This is a genomic window from Acinetobacter tandoii (genome assembly GCF_008867985.1).
In the GTDB taxonomy this organism is placed as follows: domain Bacteria; phylum Pseudomonadota; class Gammaproteobacteria; order Pseudomonadales; family Moraxellaceae; genus Acinetobacter; species Acinetobacter tandoii.
Genome location: NZ_VXLD01000006.1, coordinates 86,196 through 105,094, shown reverse-complemented (window position 1 = coordinate 105,094; position 18,899 = coordinate 86,196). Strand labels below are relative to the sequence as shown.

16 protein-coding genes and 1 pseudogene are annotated in these 18,899 nt (G+C 40.7%); 4 read left to right on the top strand and 13 right to left on the bottom strand.

Translation table 11 applies throughout. From position 1 onward, the window contains the following. Positions 1-54: 54 nt before the first annotated feature. From F4W09_RS10655 to F4W09_RS10620, 8 genes are all read right to left on the bottom strand, one after another. Positions 55-858 carry a hypothetical protein gene (locus tag F4W09_RS10655; RefSeq protein WP_151504779.1) on the bottom strand — a complete coding sequence of 268 codons (804 nt, stop codon included), beginning with the start codon at positions 856-858 and terminating at the stop codon, positions 55-57. A gap of 92 nt (positions 859-950) precedes the next feature. Continuing rightward, on the bottom strand, positions 951-3,707 hold the full coding sequence (gene acnA / locus F4W09_RS10650) for an aconitate hydratase AcnA (RefSeq protein ID WP_151504778.1): 2,757 nt from the start codon (positions 3,705-3,707) through the stop codon (positions 951-953). Between the two features lie 111 nt (positions 3,708-3,818). Next, positions 3,819-4,640, bottom strand: a complete 822-nt coding sequence (locus F4W09_RS10645; protein ID WP_151504777.1) for a TatD family hydrolase — start codon at positions 4,638-4,640, stop codon at positions 3,819-3,821. Between the two features lie 11 nt (positions 4,641-4,651). Next, positions 4,652-5,608 (bottom strand): RsiV family protein, encoded by a 957-nt coding sequence (locus tag F4W09_RS10640; protein WP_104442328.1) that lies wholly within the window; start codon positions 5,606-5,608, stop codon positions 4,652-4,654. A 67-nt stretch (positions 5,609-5,675) separates the two neighbouring features. Then, on the bottom strand, positions 5,676-6,500 hold the full coding sequence (locus F4W09_RS10635; RefSeq protein WP_151504776.1) for a hypothetical protein: 825 nt from the start codon (positions 6,498-6,500) through the stop codon (positions 5,676-5,678). 96 nt (positions 6,501-6,596) lie between these two features. Next, the gene (locus tag F4W09_RS10630; protein WP_151504775.1) at positions 6,597-8,186 is read right to left on the bottom strand and encodes a peptide chain release factor 3; all 1,590 of its coding nucleotides are present in this window, start codon (positions 8,184-8,186) and stop codon (positions 6,597-6,599) included. 168 nt (positions 8,187-8,354) lie between these two features. Continuing rightward, positions 8,355-8,846, bottom strand: a complete 492-nt coding sequence (locus F4W09_RS10625; RefSeq protein WP_016166174.1) for an Lrp/AsnC family transcriptional regulator — start codon at positions 8,844-8,846, stop codon at positions 8,355-8,357. A 124-nt stretch (positions 8,847-8,970) separates the two neighbouring features. Further along, complete coding sequence (locus F4W09_RS10620; protein WP_244948563.1) at positions 8,971-9,612, bottom strand: YitT family protein; 642 nt, start codon at positions 9,610-9,612, stop codon at positions 8,971-8,973. 889 nt (positions 9,613-10,501) lie between these two features. Here F4W09_RS10620 and hppD point away from each other — a divergent pair. Beyond that, positions 10,502-11,554 (top strand): 4-hydroxyphenylpyruvate dioxygenase, encoded by a 1,053-nt coding sequence (gene hppD / locus F4W09_RS10615; protein WP_016166176.1) that lies wholly within the window; start codon positions 10,502-10,504, stop codon positions 11,552-11,554. A 118-nt stretch (positions 11,555-11,672) separates the two neighbouring features. Here hppD and F4W09_RS10610 read toward each other — a convergent pair whose 3' ends face one another. The 4 genes from F4W09_RS10610 to fahA all read right to left on the bottom strand — a co-directional run bounded on the left by F4W09_RS10610 (position 11,673) and on the right by fahA (position 15,185). Further along, the gene (locus F4W09_RS10610; RefSeq protein WP_151504774.1) at positions 11,673-12,452 is read right to left on the bottom strand and encodes an IclR family transcriptional regulator; all 780 of its coding nucleotides are present in this window, start codon (positions 12,450-12,452) and stop codon (positions 11,673-11,675) included. Positions 12,453-12,680: 228 nt separating this feature from the next. Continuing rightward, on the bottom strand, positions 12,681-13,229 hold the full coding sequence (locus F4W09_RS10605) for a VOC family protein (RefSeq protein ID WP_151504773.1): 549 nt from the start codon (positions 13,227-13,229) through the stop codon (positions 12,681-12,683). Between the two features lie 23 nt (positions 13,230-13,252). Further along, the gene (gene maiA / locus F4W09_RS10600; protein ID WP_044739013.1) at positions 13,253-13,891 is read right to left on the bottom strand and encodes a maleylacetoacetate isomerase; all 639 of its coding nucleotides are present in this window, start codon (positions 13,889-13,891) and stop codon (positions 13,253-13,255) included. Continuing rightward, positions 13,878-15,185 carry a fumarylacetoacetase gene (gene fahA, locus F4W09_RS10595; RefSeq protein ID WP_151504772.1) on the bottom strand — a complete coding sequence of 436 codons (1,308 nt, stop codon included), beginning with the start codon at positions 15,183-15,185 and terminating at the stop codon, positions 13,878-13,880. Before fahA ends, maiA begins: the two co-directional genes overlap by 14 nt. A gap of 493 nt (positions 15,186-15,678) precedes the next feature. Here fahA and F4W09_RS10590 point away from each other — a divergent pair, with 493 nt between their 5' ends. Both F4W09_RS10590 and F4W09_RS10585 read left to right on the top strand, forming a co-directional pair. After that, entirely contained in the window at positions 15,679-17,076 is a 1,398-nt protein-coding gene (locus tag F4W09_RS10590) for an amino acid permease (RefSeq protein WP_151504771.1), read from the top strand. Between the two features lie 166 nt (positions 17,077-17,242). Then, entirely contained in the window at positions 17,243-18,457 is a 1,215-nt protein-coding gene (locus F4W09_RS10585; RefSeq protein ID WP_151504770.1) for an amino acid aminotransferase, read from the top strand. A gap of 119 nt (positions 18,458-18,576) precedes the next feature. On the opposite strand, the gene F4W09_RS17130 is transcribed toward F4W09_RS10585, so the two are convergent. After that, positions 18,577-18,756: a hypothetical protein gene (locus F4W09_RS17130; protein ID WP_171492423.1), complete on the bottom strand. Its 180-nt coding sequence runs from the start codon at positions 18,754-18,756 to the stop codon at positions 18,577-18,579. On the opposite strand from F4W09_RS17130, the pseudogene F4W09_RS10580 reads away from it, so the two are divergent. After that, positions 18,726-18,821, top strand: a pseudogene (locus tag F4W09_RS10580) (L(+)-tartrate dehydratase subunit beta); the annotation flags it as partial. The gene F4W09_RS17130 and the pseudogene F4W09_RS10580 overlap by 31 nt on opposite strands. Positions 18,822-18,899: the final 78 nt, after the last annotated feature.

Here is an 18,899-nt window from a genome sequence, read left to right as displayed (position 1 = left end):
AAATCAGAAAAAGAATCGCGAGCATTTTATCAAATTCAATTTAAAAGTTGCGGATTAATATTCAGTCCAGGCACTTGGGAACTGGATTGCATCAGCTTTATTTGCATTCAATACATAAGTCTTACGTTGATTCATGGGCAGTTGATCTGAAGATGGCGACAATGTACGAACATAGTGATATTTCATACGCCATGTATTCGCTTGTTGATATTCAATATTCAGTACCAATTTTTCTAAGTCATGACAATGTTCCCCTGACTGGGCATAATCTTGTTCCGAAAAACAAGCTCTAATCATTCTTGAGACAGAAAATGGAATATTCTGAAAAATCTGTTGATATTTACCCTGAGGATTGAGCTGTAAAAAGTCCGCCACTTCTTCCGTCATGCCCCCACCCGAGTACATCTCATCCCAACGTTGAATCAAAGCAATACTGTAATCTTTATCATTGATGGGAAATAAGACGGGATAAAGATGTAAAGCATCAGTGCGAACAAATTTACCATTTTCATCGAGTAAATCTTCTGGTGCGACAGGGCCATCCACAGTCCAATGTGGATTCTGCGTAAGTGGTTGATAATTTGAAAAATCCCAATAATTACGTAATTGATAACTTTGCGCATTTTCTTCTAGCTCAAATAGTTTCAATTTGGCAATTACATAATGATGTTTAGGCTGATTCGGAACCTGATAAAGTTGCCATGTGGCAGCAGTCTCACAGGAAATCTTGAGCTGAGAACAAATACTTTCTCGCTGCGCCTGCGTAATTTTTTGTGCTTTTAATATCTGGGCCTGCGGATTTGCATGGCTCCAAACAGGAAATAGGCATACACATCCAGCCAATAATAATTTCAACATACAAATGATCTTAAAATTTTGTTTTATATGTGAATCATACCAGAGCCTTAGCTATAAAGACTCTGGCAGATGATGATTGAATAAGAGTAACTCTAACTTGCAATTAAATGACGCAGCACATAATGCAAGATTCCACCTGCTTTGAAATATTCAACTTCGTTGAGCGTATCAATACGGCATAGCACAGGGAACGAATCGCGAGAGCCATCAGTTCGGGTGACTTCCACTTCAAAGGTTTGATGCGGTGCCAAATCATCCGATAAACCTAGAATCGAAATACTTTCATGCCCTGTCAGATTTAAACTATGTCGATTCTGATCAGACATAAACTGCAATGGCAACACACCCATGCCAACCAGATTTGAACGGTGAATCCGCTCAAAACTTTCTGCAATGACGGCTTTTACCCCAAGTAAATTGGTACCTTTTGCTGCCCAGTCGCGCGAAGACCCCGTACCATATTCTTTGCCTGCAATAATCACCAAAGGTGTCCCTTGTTGTTGATAGAGCATGGCAGCATCATAAATTGCCAGTTTCTCACCACTTGGAATATGCAGAGTGTTACCACCCTCTTCTCCGCCTAACATTTCATTTTTAATGCGAATATTGGCAAATGTGCCGCGCATCATCACTTCATGATTCCCACGACGTGAACCATAGGAGTTAAAATCTTTCGGCTCAACCCCATGCTCTTGGAGATAGCGACCTGCGGGACTGTCTTTTTTAATATTTCCTGCTGGGGAAATATGGTCCGTGGTGACCGAATCTCCAAGTACTGCCAGTATTCGCGCATGTTCAATATTATGTAATGAATTCAGAGGTTGCCCAATATCTGCGAAAAATGGCGGATGGCGGATATAGGTAGAATGCTCGTCCCATGCATAAGTCTGACTTTGTGGAATTTTAATCGCCTTCCAACTGGCATCGCCTTCAAATACCGCAGCATATTCTTTATGAAACATGTCAGTATTCACTTTCTGCAACACTTCGTCTATTTCTGCCTGACTTGGCCAAATGTCTTTTAAATAGACCGCTTCGCCATGTATACCCAATCCAATCGGTTGGGTGGTTAAATCTAAACGAATATTCCCTGCCAAACCAAAAGCAATCACCAAAGGGGGTGAAGCCAACCAGTTGGTTTTCACCAAAGGATGTACTCGCCCTTCAAAATTACGATTGCCCGATAACACCGAAGCGACATTTAAATCATAACAATTGATAGCTTCTTCAATGGGTTCAGGTAAAGGTCCTGAATTACCAATACAGGTAGTACAACCATAACCAACCAAGTTATAACCCAACTGATCGAGATAAGGCGTTAGCCCTGCGGCATTCAAATAGTCCGTTACCACTTTAGAACCAGGAGCCAAGGAGCTTTTTACCCAAGGTTTGCGCTGTAGACCTTTTTCAATGGCTTTTTTAGCAAGCAGACCTGCCGCCAACATTACACTTGGATTAGATGTATTGGTACAGGAGGTAATCGCTGAAATCACCACATCACCATGTACCAATGGGTACTGTTTACCATCGATTTCACAGAATGCACTTTCATGTGTGATATTGGATTTTTGCGCATCGACCGCCGTACCACCGCCCCCTTCATTTTCTAAACGTGCTTTATCTTCTTTGGCAGGTTTTAAACTCAGCTCCATTAAGGCATCAAAAGTTTGTGGTACATCTGCCAGTAAAACCCGATCTTGTGGGCGTTTAGGACCCGCAACACTCGCCACAACCGTCGACATGTCCAAACTGAGGGTATCGGTGAACACAGGCTCATCACCTGCATTGCGCCATAAGCCCTGTTCTTTACAATACGCTTCAACCAAGGCAATACGTTCATCGCTGCGTCCTGTTAAGCGCATATACGCCAGCGTTATTTCATCAACTGGGAAAAAACCACACGTTGCACCATATTCAGGTGCCATATTAGCAATCGTTGCACGGTCAGCCAAAGGCAAATCCGCCAGACCATCACCATAAAATTCAACAAATTTACCCACTACCCCTTTTTGACGTAGCATTTGTGTAATGGTAAGAACTAAATCCGTTGCCGTTATGCCCTCACGCAATTTTCCCGTGAGTTTAAAACCAATTACTTCAGGAATGAGCATAGAAATGGGTTGTCCTAACATGGCCGCTTCAGCCTCAATCCCACCCACACCCCAACCCAAAACGCCTAAACCATTAATCATGGTGGTATGCGAATCTGTACCGACTAAGGTATCTGGAAAGGCAAAGGTTTCCCCATCTGATTCACCCAACCAGACAGCTTGCGCTAAATATTCCAGATTCACCTGATGGCAAATTCCCGTACCAGGAGGGACCACACTAAAGTTATTAAAGGCAGACTGCCCCCAACGTAGGAACTGATAACGCTCACCGTTACGCTGCATTTCAATTTCAACATTTTCAGCAAATGCACGACCACTGGCAAAATGATCGACCATGACGGAGTGGTCAATCACCAAATCGACTGGAGATAAGGGATTAATTAGATTAGGATCACGGCCAGCTTGTGCGACTGCTGCCCGCATGGCAGCTAAATCGACCACCGCAGGCACGCCCGTAAAATCTTGCATCAGGACTCGCGCAGGGCGATATTGAATTTCTTGTTCTGAGCTTCGGGTTTGCTGCCATTCCACAATCGCCAAAACATCATCTGCTTTGACCGTTACACCATCTTCAAAGCGCAATAAATTTTCTAATAAGACTTTGAGTGATTTGGGGAGTTTTGACAGTTCTCCCAGTTGTGACTGGGCTTGTGCCAAACTAAAAATCTGATAAGTTTTAGAACCAACTGTAAAGGATTGTAAGGCATTAAAACTATTGATTTGACTATACTTTGCCATAGGTGGGTCCTCCGGCGTGCATGATTATTTTTTATTCCATTGTTCTTTTATAATGTAGGTCAAATCATCCTGTTTAATGTTGTGGATTAGTAATTTCCCCATAACTTTATTTTAATTGTGCAGTCGCAAACTTTGTTGAGTATTTCGCCACACTTGCTCTGCCAAGTCAGTTTCATCGCACTGCAAAGTCTGTGCTAAACCCTTTAATACATAAGGTAAATTGGCGGGAGTATTGCGGGTTCGTTGTTGAGTTGAAATTTGACAGCAAAGCGGTGTCATATCTGGACAATCAGTTTCCAATACCAAATGTTCAGAACCAATTTCCTGTACTACTCGATGCAGTTTTTTCGCATTCGGATTGGTGATTTGCCCTGTCACACCAATTTTAAATCCCAGTTTAATGAAGGCTTTGGCTTCTTCCACACCACCACTAAAAGCATGTGCAATGCCACCGAATTGAAATTTTTGCTTTTTCAGTAAGGCCAGTGTTTCTGCATGCGCTTTACGGATATGTAACAACACTGGTTTTTGGTAATGCATTGCCAGTTCGAGTTGCTGTTGAAAATAATCCTGCTGTTGGGCAAATAATTCAGGCTGCTTATGCTCGGCTAGAAAAGTGTCTAACCCAATTTCCCCAACAGCAATGCAATTATGTTGCTGTAAGAATGATTCAAGTTGCTGTAAATGTTCTGGTCGATGTTGTTCAATATAAAAAGGATGTAAACCTGGTGCTAAATAAACCTGCGGTACTTCTGATAAATGAGTTAGAAATTGTTGGGTATTCAGCAAGTCCGAAAATCGTGATGCTACAAAACCAATCAGGACTAAAGCCTCAACCCCTGCTGCTTTGGCTTGATACGCCAATAGTTCCCGATCTATATCAAAATCGGGAACATCAAAATGGGTATGGGTATCAAATAAACGTGGCAGCATGTTCAAGCCCGTTACTTACTTGGCTCGCTGGCAGCACTGGCAACTGCTTCACTGGCAAACTCAGGTAAGTACTGCTTTTTTAGAATCGTCTGCAATTGCTCATACGGAATAGTTAAGCGGGGTAATCCAACCACATACGGTCCAATTTCATATTCGCCATATTGCAAAATTAAGCCTTGCTTACTCAAATAGTAATTATCGCTCAGCTTAAATTTCCACGCCTGCTCGTATTCTGAAACATCATTCGCCAGTTTGGACTCAATCACCCATGTTTTAAAAGCTTCATGTGCTTGATTTTCAAGTGCTGCCAATTGATTCGGTGCCAATACCTCATTCAATTTGACCAGTTTTTTCTTTTCTAAATCAAAATTATAGTATTGCTGCGAAGAAGATCCATGTGCTCCGCCCAGGTAGCTGCTACTGTTTAAAACTACCGTAACCAATGGTCCTTTGGCGTTGAGAATGGTCGGCTTAATCATCACACTAATTTTATGACTCGAACTTAGTGCTTTAATCTCTTGATCTAATTTTAAAAATGCTTGGGTATAAGGTTGCAATTGTTGTTCAAGCTGTTGTTTTACTGTCTTGGCTTGCACCACTGCTTGTGATGCTGCAACTTCTGCCGCTTGAGCGGTAGAGGCAGCTTGATCGGTCGGTAACTCTGGAGAAACAGACAAAGTTTGCTGAACTTTTTTCAAAATCTCAGCATCGATATATGCATCAATAAATGGCTGATTGCTGTTGAGTCGCTCAATAGTCATTTCTGGGCAATTCTTATCATCACACTCAGGTAAATTGAGTTGTAATTTTTCCGAATCTCCAATCAATTGACTCGCTTGCTCTTGTGCCTGTGTTGAAGATGCCGCCGTCTCTGCTTGCTCATTTTCAACTTTTTTAGGCTGACATGCAGTCATCAGTATGGCCACCGTCAATATACTTAAAGTCCAACTTACTTTCTTTATTGTCATTTGACTCAAACCTTTATTCATGTTTTCACTCGTCATCTCACGCCCATCAGGGCTTCAATCACGTTAACTAAAACATATTTTTATAAATATCTGCTTTTAAAACCTGTTGCGTTTGTGCTTTGCTTAAGTAAATATCCAGTTGCTTACCTTCTTCCACAATTTGCAAACTACGGTAATGCAAGCCAATACCCTCACTGTCAAAAAACCAGTCGGCCTGCCCCCAATACAATTTTTTCGGTGCCTTTTGTCGTGCTTCTGGCGTTTGTTGCTTTAACCAATCCTGATAGGCTTTTTGCACAATCTCATTCATATAAACTTGCTGCTTTGGCTCAACAATGTCAAGTAAGGACACACCTTTCTGCAATTTTCGATCTGCAACAGCAAAGTAATAGCGCTCATCGATTTTGATTTCTTCTTGTTTGCTGTTCACACCCACTTGCAATAACACATATTGATTTCGTTGGTAAGCAATACGAGTGTACAGTGCCAATTGGTAGGCAGGATTCTTCGAGTATTTTGCTTGCCACTCATCGGACTTTTTCACATAAGCATTAATGGCTTGTTGCAAACTCATGTTTTGTTTTAAGCCAATTTGATCTTGAATAACTGTAGCTTGGGTCTTCGCAATCCAACTGTTCAACCACTGATCTTGGGTTTCCAGCGTTTGAATATCAATATCAATACAATTTTTCGTTTCACAAAAAGGCAAAGCAATTTTGGCAGGCTGCTGTTTGATATGTAGATAAGGCAATACTTCAGCTTTATCTTGCTGAAAAATCGAGGCTGCTGATTTTTGTTGTTCATCTTGTGGCTGCTTCGATGAATCACACGCGGACAAAAAAAGTGCTGTACACAGCAAAAAAGTCATTTGAATGATTTTGTTGTTCTTCATTTCGACCACACACTAAACTGCCTTTACAGCAACTTTACCCAATAAAAAGAAATACCATGTAAAAACAGCCTCCAGAAAGAGGCTGTTTTATTTGCTTTAGTGTTCGCGCGTATTGCGGAACACGATGTCTGGATAGCGCTCTTGCATCAGCTGCAAGTTTACACGGCTTGGCGCAAGATAAGTTAAGTGTCCACCGCCATCGACAGAAAGTTGATCGTGTGCTTTTTTCTTAAATTCATTGAATTTCTTATCATCATCACAAGACACCCAACGAACCGTATTAATACTTACAGGCTCATAAACACAATCAACTTTGTATTCTTCTTTCAAACGGTATGCAACCACTTCAAACTGAAGCACACCCACAGCACCCACAATCAAGTCATTACTGTTTTGTGGCATAAACACTTGCGTTGCGCCTTCTTCAGACAACTCTTTTAAGCCTTTTTGCAACTGCTTCGACTTTAACGGATCTTTCAAGCGTACACGGCGGAACATTTCAGGTGCAAAGTGCGGAATACCTGTAAATTGCAGTTTTTCACCCGAAGTAAAAGTATCACCAATTTGAATAGTACCGTGGTTATGTAAACCAATAATGTCGCCCGGCCATGCTTCTTCCAAATGCTCACGCTCACCCGCAAGGAAGGTCAAAGCATCGCTAATGCGTACATCTTTATCAATACGCACGTGCTTCATTTTTAAACCTTTTTCATATTTGCCTGAACAAATACGCATAAAGGCAATACGGTCACGGTGTTTCGGGTCCATATTGGCTTGAATTTTAAAGACAAAACCAGTGAAACCTTCTTCAGTCGCTTCTACTTTACGGTTCTGCGTTGGGTGTGCTTTCGGTTCAGGAGCATAGTTACTAAATGCATCTAACACATGGTCAACACCAAAGTTACCCAGTGCAGTTCCAAACAACACAGGCGTTTGACGACCCGCCAAGAACTCTTCACGGTCTAAAGGCTCATTGGCCATTTGTACCAGCTCTAAAGACTCTTCAAATGCGGCCCAAGCCAACTCACCGACTTTTTCACGCAGGTCAGCATGGTCATAACCATCACGTACTTCAATTTGGGTAATGGTTGAACCGAAACCTGCTTTATAAACATAGAATTTTTCTTCGATCAGGTTAAATACCCCAGCGAAGTCACGCCCTGTACCCAGTGGCCAAGTGAGCGGAACACATTTAATTTTTAAAACGTTTTCAATTTCATCCAACAGCTCTAAAGGCTCACGGATTTCACGGTCCATTTTGTTGACAAATGAAATGATTGGCGTGTCACGCATACGACAGACTTCCATCAATTTGATGGTACGGTCCTCGACCCCTTTTGCACCGTCAATCACCATGAGTGCAGAGTCAACCGCTGTTAAGGTACGGTACGTATCTTCCGAGAAATCTTCGTGTCCTGGAGTATCCAGTAGGTTGATCATCTTGTCTTTATAAGGGAACTGCATCACCGACGTGGTAATCGAAATACCACGTTCTTTTTCCATTTCCATCCAGTCCGAGGTTGCAGCACGGTCCGATTTACGGCTTTTTACCATACCCGCCACCTGAATGGCCTTACCCCATAACAGCAGTTTTTCTGTCATGGTGGTTTTACCCGCATCGGGGTGGGAAATAATCGCGAAGGTTCGGCGTGCCTGAACTTCTTTCAATAATTGATCTTTGAACATTAGGGAAATCTGCAATTTGTACACAGCGATGCCCACGCAAATTACGCGCCGCATACCACTGTCAGGTGAGACAAAAATAGGCTCAATTGTAGCGTAAGAATCGTTTTTCTTCTATTGATTTCATACTGAATGGTTTTGCCTGACATCAGACAAAACCCAACGAGAGATTTAAAGCGCTTCTGTATTTGTTGCAGGATTGGACAATACAATCGAGTTTTCTTTGAGTTTTTCCAGCACAATAGAAGTCGTAATATCATTAATCTGAAATTGATGCGATGAAATTTTACTGATCAATTGCGACATTTCATCCAGATTCTTCACTGCCACTTTAAGTAAAAAGTCTGATGTACCTGTGAGCTTATAGGCATCACGGATACGCGGCTCATCCAAAATAAATTCCAGAAACTTTTCAAAACCATCATCATAATGATTACGAATACTAACTTCGATCATACCTGTAATGGGTGATGGATCTGCTTTCAGCGCAATTTGCGCATAGTAGCCTGTGATAATCTTTTTTTGTTCCAGCGTGGCACGACGACGTGAGCATTGTGACGCCGAAAGACCGATCAACTCTGCCAGCTCTTGATTGGTTAAACGACCATTTTGCTGTAATTGCTGAATAATTTTACGATCGTAATCGTCCAGTTCATCGCTCATCATCTATCCTAGAATTTTGTTATCAAACTGCTGAAAAAGCGCGTTTTTGTCTGCAAACTACTTTATAGAAACAGGGCGAGAAAAACAAATTCGATTTGCTCTACTCCCCTGTTAAGTACTTTAATTAAGCAACATAACGATCTTTACGATGGTTCATTGCAATAATCAAATTCAATACCACGGCTCCCATAATCGAGATCATCAGTAAGCTAAAATCAACAAAAAATGCCGATGCAATCAAAATACTAATATCTACAAACATCTGGAACTTACCCACAGAAATATTGTATTTCTCGTTCAGGAACATCGCCAATAAATTGATGCCTCCCATACTCGATTTATGACGGAACAGAATTAAAAAGCTGACACCCAAAATAATATTGGCAATCAAGGATGCATAAATGGGATTGATATTTTTCAGACTAAAAAAGCTTGGATTGAGTTCAGAAAAAAATGAAACTAGACCAATCGCGGCAACGGTTTTCAGTACCAATTGCAAGCCCATCTTTTTATAGGCTAAATAGAAAAATGGAATATTAATGCTGAAGAATAAAGTACCGAAAGACACATTAAATACATAATGTAGCAGTAGTGCTAAACCTGCGGTTCCACCTGTCATAATACCCCCCTGTTGGATGATATTAATTGCAAACGATAATAAAAAGGTGCCAATAAAGAGCGCCACAATATCTTCTACTTTTGAATGCGACATCGGTGCTGGGAGAGTTGCCAAAACGGCAGAATTTGATAAAGGTTGGTTGTCCATAAAAAATCCAAGACATACAATTTACAAATTTAATGCAAATTATGTACCAATACGAAATAAATATGCGTCATTTAATTTTATAAGCATTTTTATTTCATTAAATCCAGCTATTTACATCCTCATGTGGCAAATTTTTTTTAAAACCTAGTATCACATCTATATATTTTCGACAAAGCAGAACAAGCACAAATCATGCATTATTTAATTTTACGTGCACATCATGGTGCATTTACCTACAATAATGCACAATTTTGTTGCATTTTTTTATAATTATGCATTATACACATTCGATAAACATGCTTTAATCAAGTAATGACATTGCAGCTTTAATATTCAGGATTTGAAAAGAAGCGCAATCGAACAGCACTTTTTTAAGGAACTTATCACTAAAAGTTTTTTTAGTTTTTTGATTTATAAAAATTTTATTCAAATTCATTTATTTTTATGCGCAATAAAAAGGTTTTTCAAACCTTAAATGCCCCAAGAATTTGAGTGAGATTAAACATCAATAAAATTACAAATAACATAATTTAATTATGTATTGCATAATTAAATTAGATTTAGTAAGCTGTTCTCAACATAAAGTAGCCAATGTGCACCTTTTTGATGCACAAATAGCACAGTTAAATAGATGATCGGTGAAGGGAATATCACAAACATCAGAGAAAACCACTGTAAAACTAAAATAGCCCTACAGTGAGTGAAGATGCGGTATTCCAGCACCATCATAGAAGTCACACCGGATGTGTCATTGAACGTTTGAACTTGGTCATGCCACAGCATGTACCTAGCTAAAGATTGAGAAACCCACGGGTTTTTCTACGCCGTTCCTCACATCCCAAACCGCCTGAACATTGGACTCGTCCTTGCATGACAAGAGGGAAATAAGATGGATATTTTAGAAAACCCATTAGAATTATGTGGATTTGCATTTATTGAATTCGTATCAAAGGAAAATGATCTCGATCCAATTTTTGAAACCATTGGTTTTAGCAAAGTCGCAAAGCATAAATCCAAAAATGCGTACTTATGGCGTCAAGGAAATATCAACATTATTTTGAATTATCAGCCTGAATCCTATGCCTCTTTTTTTTATAAAGAACATGGTCCTTCAGCTTGTGCCATGGGATTTAAAACACGCGATGCAGCTAAAGCCTTTAAAAAAGCAATTGAATTAGGTGCAGAACCTATTTACAGCCAAGCAGGTCCAATGGAACTCAACATTCCAGCCATCAAAGGCATTGGTGGTATGCCCATTTTCCTGATTGACCGTGACATTTATGAAAATGACTTTGAGTTTATTGAAGGTGTAGAACGAAACCCAATTGGAACGGGTCTCAATGAAATTGACCATTTAACCCATAATGTCTACAAAGGCCGTATGGAATATTGGGCAAACTTCTATGAAAAAATCTTTAATTTCCAAGAAATTCGCTACTTCGACATTAAAGGTGAATACACTGGTTTAACCTCGAAAGCCCTGACTGCACCTGATGGTAAAATCCGTATTCCATTGAATGAAGATTCAGATAAAGGCAATGGGCAAATTGCTGAGTTCCTTGCCGACTTTAATGGCGAAGGCATTCAACACATTGCATTTATTACTGATGATTTGATTGGTACTTGGGACAAACTGAAAGCCCTTGGCATGAAATTTATGACCCCTCCACCAAATACTTATTATGAAATGCTACCAGAGCGTTTGCCAAATCATGGCGAGCCAACAGATGAGCTACAGCAACGTGGCATTTTATTGGATGGCTCAACTCAAAATGGCGAGAAGAAACTACTCTTGCAAATTTTCTCAGAAAATATGCTTGGACCTGTATTCTTCGAGTTTATTCAACGTAAAGCCGATGATGGTTTTGGTGAAGGAAACTTTAAAGCGCTATTTGAATCGATTGAACGTGATCAAATCCGTCGTGGGGTACTCCAAGTTTAAGCAACGTATTTACCCCCCAATACAGGCGGGCGAAACATGCGAACCCATTTAAGCATGTTTCACTCACAAAAAAGGCGACTGAATTCAGTCGCCTTTTTAGCATGTAGCATAAGTCATCTTAACGGGCTTGAATAAACCGATTAATCGCAGCCACTTCTTGCTGCAATAACTGAACTTTTTCACTGCCTATATGCAACGGTAGGAATGTTTCACTATCAATTGCGACAACGCTAAACTCAATCTGACCTTGTGCATTAAATACAGGTAACCCCACTGCATTAATGCCGACCAATAAGTCCCCTTTCGCCAAAGCCATCTGTTCGGTGCAAATCTGCTGCTTCAATTGGGTAAATTCATCCCAATTTGCAGGTTTGAGTGCTAGGCCTAAAGAGGCCGCTTTGTCCCATTCTTCCTGCATCAAAGGACGAATAACACTTTCAGGCAAATATGAAGCAAAGACCCGCCCCGATGCCGAGTTGACCAATGGCATAATTGAGCCAACTTTGGTTACAATCGCAATCGGATGATTCGACTCTATCGACTGCACCACCAAAGGACCTCGTGGTGACCATTTGCTGATTTGAATGCTACAACCAATCTTGGCCTGCAAGGCATAAATCATCGATTGGACTTGTTGTAAGGCATCGGTATGTTGAATACAGTTCAATCCTAAACGCCAAGCCTGATCACCCAGTGCGTATTGACCATCGTCTAGTTGTTTGGCGTAATTCATACGAATTAAACTCACCAAATAGCGGTGAACTTTGGCTGGATGCATACTCAGCTTGTGCGATAGATCTTTGAGAATAATCGGTTGATTATGCTCGACCAGTGCATTTAACACGGCCAAACCCACTTCAAGCGATTGCACTCCACCCGATAACTTTTCTTCAACCATTGACGCGCTCTTTAAAGGTCATTTTTTCAATCATTTATTTAGTTTTGTGTGACTACACAAGGACACATTGGTCCGTGACATCATGCCTGAGATTTACAAAAAACTGAAATCATCTTTTTGAATGACATTAAATCTTGCAGCACATCAGACGATCACTCACAGCAAAAAAAAACTGCATTCGGTCAAAAATGCAGTCAAGGGTAAAAATTAAAGGGTCAGAAGATTGGTTTAAGCACCTAATTCTTCTTCATGTAAAAAGTGGGTATGATGCGGTGCACGTTTCGTCTTGCTCCATTCATCTAGCATTTCCAGTTTCATTTCTTCGGTGATGCGCGAGATTTTTTCATCAGCATGCGCATCATTATAAGTCAGCTCTAAACGGTGCCCATTCGGATCAAAGAAATAAATCGAATGGAAAATACCGTGGTTAGTAATGCCAAGGACTTTCACACCCTGTTGTTCTAAATGTTCTTTGGCTGCCAATAATGCATTTAGGTCTTCAACTTCAAAGGCAATATGCTGCACCCAAGCTGGGGTGTTTTCATCACGCCCCATTTCAGGTTGCGTTGGCAACTCAAAGAATGCCAACACATTGCCCTGACCTGCATCTAAAAATAAATGCATATAGGGATCAAACGCTTTGGTGGACGGCACATGGTCTTCAGCAAAGGCTAAAATAAAGTCCATGTTCAACATGGTCTTGTACCACTGCACCGTTTCTTTAGCATCTTTACAACGGTAAGCAACGTGGTGAATTTTTTTAATTGCAAAACTCATAATCAAACTCCTTTTTCTGTTTTTTATTCCCAATCGGCTTGTTGTTCTGGTGCAGCCTGCTGAAAAGCAGCCAACTGCATACAGTGCGTATAAATCGACTGGATTTTTGGATATTCCGTTAAATCAATTTGGAAGCGTTTGGCGTTATAGACTTGTGGAATTAAGCAGCAATCTGCAAAACTCGCCTGTTCGCCAAAACAGTATTTACCATTAGAATGCTGTAATTGTTGCTCTAGGCTATGAAAACCAAGCTTAATCCAGTGTTGATACCATGCAGTCTTTTCACTATTACTCACGGCAAGCGTCTGTTCTAAGTACTGCAACACTCTTAAGTTATTCAGAGGATGAATTTCACAAGCAATGTACTGAGCAAAAGCACGAATCTGCGCGCGCTGTTGTAAATTCTGAGGCAATAAAGCCGTCTTTGGATAGGCTTCTTCCAGATACTCAAGAATGCTCAGTGATTGCGTCAAGACATACTGCTGATCCAGCAAAGTCGGCACCAACTCACTCGGATTGATTGCCGCGTACTCAGCCGAGTGTTGTTCGCCACCTTGCTTCAGCAAATGCACCGCTTGTGTGTCATAACTCAAGCCTTTTAAATTTAAGGCAATCCGCACACGAAAGGCTGCTGAGCTGCGAAAATAGCTATACAGTTTCATGCTGTACCTGCACTGTTTCAGCAAAATCAAAACTTAAGGCAGGCAAAATGGTATTTCGCACTTCACCAAAGCCCACGCGTATGCCATCTTTTTCTGCATGACCTTTCATGATGACAGTATCACCATCTTGCAAGAAACCACGCTGTTCACCATTGGTCAAAGTCAAAGGTGACGTTGTATTCCAAGTGAGTTCAAGCAAGCTACCATAAGAGTCTTTGGTTGTACCCGAAATCGTGCCTGAGCCCATCAAATCGCCGACATTGACATTACAGCCTGCAATGGTGTGATGTGTTAACTGCTGTGCCATTGACCAGTACATATATTTAAAGTTGGTTTGGCAAATTACATCCGCACTGTCACTTTGTGGTGTTTGGATTTCTACCGAAAGCTGAATGTCATAACTACTTTCGACACTTTCTTGCAAATACGCCAATGGGCGTGGCTCTTGTACAGGACCTTGCACTTTAAATGGCTGTAAAGCTTGCATGGTGACAACCCACGGCGAAATAGCACTCGCGAAGGTCTTGGCATTGAATGGACCTAAAGGGACATACTCCCATTGTTGGATATCTCGTGCCGACCAGTCATTGAGGAGCACCATACCAAAGATATGAGCTTCAGCATCTTCAATATGAATCGGCTGACCTAAACGACTCGGTTTACCTACAATAAAAGCCGTTTCTAATTCAAAATCCAGCTTACGTGTCGCTGAAAAAACTGGTCGCTCTTGTTCTGGTAATTTGATTTGCCCCGACGGACGAACAATCTCTGTTCCACTCACTACCACCGAACTGGCACGTCCATTATAGCCAACAGGCAATTCGCTCCAATTCGGTAATAACGCATTTTTAGGATCGCGGAACATGCAGCCCACATTGGTGGCATGTTCTTTAGAAGAATAAAAATCGGTATAACCTGAAATTTGTACAGGCAAATGCATGATGGCATCTTGCTGTTTATAGAGTACCTGTTGCTGTAATTCTGCATCATGCTGCAAGCGTGGATTATCCAGTGCCAGTAATGCTTGTAATTCACGACGTACTTTTTGCCAGTTGCTTGAACCTGATTCGATAAATTTATTCAAACTTGGCTGATTAAAATAGCACTCATGCTCGCTCAAACGCAGAATGCCTGCCTGCTCTAAAGCAGCTAAATCTAAAATCCATTCGCCAATCGCAACACCAACACGTCGTTCGCCTTCCTTGCAACGACTAAAAATACCATAAGGCAAATTATGAATGGTGAAATCTGAATGGGCTGAAACAGGAATAAAACAGCTCAATTGTGAGTTCATGATGATGTCATCCTTGTTATTTTCTCTACACTCTTCACTTGATCGTATTGATGAAAATTTATTACTTTTATAAAAATCAACAAATTAAATAAAAGTAAACATCCAATCCACTACGACAACTGTATCAATTTCATTTCATCATACTGAATTTATAAAATTACGCAATATATAATTTAATTACTTTATTCATAATTTAATTATTTCTTGTTGTCTCTTGTTCAGTTAAACACTGCATTCAACTGCTGTTTTAAACAACACTTTTGGCTAGAAAACCCCGATGAACTCGCTACAATAAATGCTCATATTTGGTGCATAACTATAAAAACAAGGCTGTTTTATAGGGATCATCAGATAGAAATAAGCACCTAAGTTTCTTATTTTTAAGAGAAATAAAAAATAATTAGGTGTTTCACTTGTATATTATTTTTTAATCAATTTATGATATACGTAATTTATTAGGAAATAATTACACGACAAGGATGAGAATAATCATATGTCACACAATGATCACGGTAAGCTCAAGCACGGTTTATCCAACCGTCATATCCAGCTGATTGCCCTAGGTGGTGCAATCGGTACGGGTCTATTCCTTGGAATCTCTCAATCTATCAAACTAGCAGGTCCCTCTGTTATTCTGGGCTATGCCATTGCTGGACTCATTGCATTTTTAATGATGCGTCAACTCGGGGAAATGGTAGTCCAAGAGCCTGTGAGTGGTTCTTTCAGCTACTTTGCCAACAAATATTGGGGCCGTTTTGCAGGCTTTATGTCGGGCTGGAACTATTGGGTTCTGAATGTTCTGGTGTGTATGGCAGAACTCAGCGCGGTTGGACTCTATGTTCAATACTGGTGGCCTGAAATTCCAACCTGGATGTCTGCCCTTGGCTTCTTTATTTTAATTAATGTCATTAACTTGCTCCACGTGAAACTCTTTGGCGAAATGGAGTTCTGGTTTTCCATTATTAAAATTCTCGCCATTGTCGCCATGATTGGTTTTGGCTCTTACTTGCTGGCAACGGGTAGCGCAGGCTCACAAGCTGCGATCAGTAACCTTTGGGCCCTTGGTGGTTTCTTCCCAAATGGGGTTAGTGGTTTAGTCATGGCTATGGCAGCTATTATTTTTGCCTTTGGTGGTATTGAACTGTTCGGTATTACCGCCGCAGAAGCACGTGACCCGCAGCAAACCTTGCCAAAAGCAGTCAATCAGATTATCTACCGCATTTTGATTTTCTATATCTTAACTTTGGTGGTGCTATTAGCCCTATTCCCTTGGAACCAAATGGCACAAGGCGGCAGTCCATTTGTGATGGTATTTGCTTCGCTCGACAGCCAAGGCGTTGCCACCGCATTAAACTTTGTCATTTTAACTGCCGCAGTTTCTGTATATAACGGCACCAGTTATTGTAGTAGTCGCATGTTGCTTGGCTTGGCGGAACAAGGCAATGCACCAGAATTCTTTAAAAAAATTAATTCTCGTGGGATTCCTGTCAATGCAGTTCTCATTTCTGCATTGGTGACTGCACTCTGCGTTTTACTGAATTACATCTTCCCTGAAAAAGCCTTTGGTTTGCTGATGATGTTAGTTGTGGCTGCTATTGTGATTAACTGGGTTGTCATTTCAATCACGCATTTAAAATTCCGTCAAAGCATGCAACAACAGCAAAAAACCTCGTTGTTCCCAAGTTTGGCTTATCCATTCACCAATTATCTGTGCATTGTATTTATGTTGGGTATTTTAGTGATTATGAGCCTAACCCCTGATATGCGTATCGCGGTATATATGATTCCTGCTTGGGTCGGCTGTTTAAGTGTGGCTTATTGGATGAAGCAACGTAAAAGCAAACTTGCAGAGACAACCTTAATATTAAACCCAGATCGTTCTTTTAAATAAATCTATTGAATAAAGGTAATGCCTCCCCCATGTAAGACCAGAATCATATTGGATGAAACTGGTCTTGCAAAACTCATGCGAATCGGCTTAAGTTATCACCAACTTTAACTGGACGATGCGAAGCGCGAACAGTTTGACCCTAGCTGCAACAAACAAGGATTTTTTAATGTTTCAACATATCCCTCCTTATGCGGGCGACCCAATTTTGTCGCTTATGGAACAGTTCAATACCGACCCTCGTGAAGGTAAAGTCAATTTAAGTATTGGTCTCTACTATAACGAAGACAGTATTGTTCCTCAGCTTGAAACAATCATGGAAGCGCAAAAGCGTCTTGAACCACAGCAAAGTAAAACCAAATTGTATTTGCCAATGGAAGGTTTCAAACCTTACCGTGATGCAATTCAAGCGTTGTTATTTGGTGAAAATAGCCCAGCAGTGCAAAGTGGTCGTGCCGTAACAATTCAAACTTTAGGTGGTTCTGGTGCACTGAAAGTTGGTGCAGACTTTTTAAAAAATTACTTCCCAAATTCTGAAGTTTGGGTAAGCCAACCAACTTGGGACAACCATGTTGCCATCTTTAATGGTGCAGGCTTAAAGACTCATTTCTACCCATACTTTGATGCAGAAACACGTGGTGTAGACTTTGACGGTATGTTGTCTTGCTTACAACAATTACCAGAACAAAGCGTCGTATTGCTTCATCCTTGCTGCCACAACCCGACAGGTGCAGATTTAACTCCTGCTCAATGGGATCAAGTGATTGCTGTATTAAAAGCGCGTCAACTTATTCCATTCTTGGACATTGCATACCAAGGTTTTGGTGAAGGCATGGAACAAGATGCTTATGCAATTCGCGCACTTGACCAAGCGGGCTTAAACTTTATTGTCAGCAATTCATTCTCTAAAATTTTCTCACTCTACGGTGAGCGTGTCGGTGGTCTGACATTCGTGTGTGATGATGCAGCAACTGCTCAATGTACCTTCGGTCAATTGAAAGCAACTGTACGTCGTATCTACTCTAGCCCTCCTACAACAGGTGCATGGTTGGTTGACCAAGTCTTGAATGACCAAGCGTTAAATCAACAGTGGCAAAATGAAGTTAAAGAAATGCGTGAACGTATTATTAAAATGCGTCGTATTTTGAAAGACGAATTAACCAAAGCACTTCCAGACCTTGACTTCAACTACTTAGTTGAACAAAAAGGCATGTTTAGCTACACAGGCTTAACAGGCGAACAAGTAGATACCTTACGTGAAGACTATGCGATTTACTTGGTACGTAGTGGTCGTATTTGTGTTGCGGGCTTAAACATGAACAATGTTTATATCGTTGCCAAAGCAATGGCTGAAGTTTTAGCAAAAGCGCCTGCTCAAGCTTAATCTTTAGTTTCAAAAACCAAGATTGCTCAAATGAACAGTCTTGGTTTTTTTACGTTTAGAAATTGCCTTAAACCCTTATCATGCACTAATTTTTAAAAGACCAATCAGCATTTCAGCGCTCAATTAAGCGTTCGGTGTTGTACCAAATTATCCACGTGTTTTGCCAGATAGTCTTTGAGGTGATTTAAAAAATACGCCACGCGTGGCGAATCTTGCAAACGGGATAAATACACGGCATAGACATCCGCAGGTGGGGTACTATAAACACGGCAACAATTTAATTCAGCAAAATAAAACACAGTTTCAAGCCAAGAAAAAACCTGTGCTAGATCGCATCAGTAAGGAATTAAGCTTTATTAAATAAACTTAAAGGTGCAATAAGAATAACCCTGAAATATTTACATTCAGGGTTATTTTTTAAATCTCAATAAAAGTAAATAAT

Excerpts from the sequence above, each read along its gene's own strand:
- F4W09_RS10635 (WP_151504776.1), bottom strand. The coding sequence starts at position 6,500 with ATGAAGAACAACAAAATCATTCAAATGACTTTTTTGCTGTGTACAGCA.
- fahA (WP_151504772.1), bottom strand. The coding sequence starts at position 15,185 with ATGAACTCACAATTGAGCTGTTTTATTCCTGTTTCAGCCCATTCAGAT.
- F4W09_RS10655 (WP_151504779.1), bottom strand. The coding sequence starts at position 858 with ATGTTGAAATTATTATTGGCTGGATGTGTATGCCTATTTCCTGTTTGG.
- F4W09_RS10620 (WP_244948563.1), bottom strand. The coding sequence starts at position 9,612 with ATGGACAACCAACCTTTATCAAATTCTGCCGTTTTGGCAACTCTCCCA.
- acnA (WP_151504778.1), bottom strand. The coding sequence starts at position 3,707 with ATGGCAAAGTATAGTCAAATCAATAGTTTTAATGCCTTACAATCCTTT.
- hppD (WP_016166176.1), top strand. The coding sequence starts at position 10,502 with ATGGATATTTTAGAAAACCCATTAGAATTATGTGGATTTGCATTTATT.
- maiA (WP_044739013.1), bottom strand. The coding sequence starts at position 13,891 with ATGAAACTGTATAGCTATTTTCGCAGCTCAGCAGCCTTTCGTGTGCGG.
- F4W09_RS10645 (WP_151504777.1), bottom strand. The coding sequence starts at position 4,640 with ATGCTGCCACGTTTATTTGATACCCATACCCATTTTGATGTTCCCGAT.
- F4W09_RS10625 (WP_016166174.1), bottom strand. The coding sequence starts at position 8,846 with ATGAGCGATGAACTGGACGATTACGATCGTAAAATTATTCAGCAATTA.
- F4W09_RS10630 (WP_151504775.1), bottom strand. The coding sequence starts at position 8,186 with ATGTTCAAAGATCAATTATTGAAAGAAGTTCAGGCACGCCGAACCTTC.
- F4W09_RS10605 (WP_151504773.1), bottom strand. The coding sequence starts at position 13,229 with ATGAGTTTTGCAATTAAAAAAATTCACCACGTTGCTTACCGTTGTAAA.
- F4W09_RS10640 (WP_104442328.1), bottom strand. The coding sequence starts at position 5,608 with ATGACAATAAAGAAAGTAAGTTGGACTTTAAGTATATTGACGGTGGCC.
- F4W09_RS10590 (WP_151504771.1), top strand. The coding sequence starts at position 15,679 with ATGTCACACAATGATCACGGTAAGCTCAAGCACGGTTTATCCAACCGT.
- F4W09_RS10585 (WP_151504770.1), top strand. The coding sequence starts at position 17,243 with ATGTTTCAACATATCCCTCCTTATGCGGGCGACCCAATTTTGTCGCTT.
- F4W09_RS10610 (WP_151504774.1), bottom strand. The coding sequence starts at position 12,452 with ATGGTTGAAGAAAAGTTATCGGGTGGAGTGCAATCGCTTGAAGTGGGT.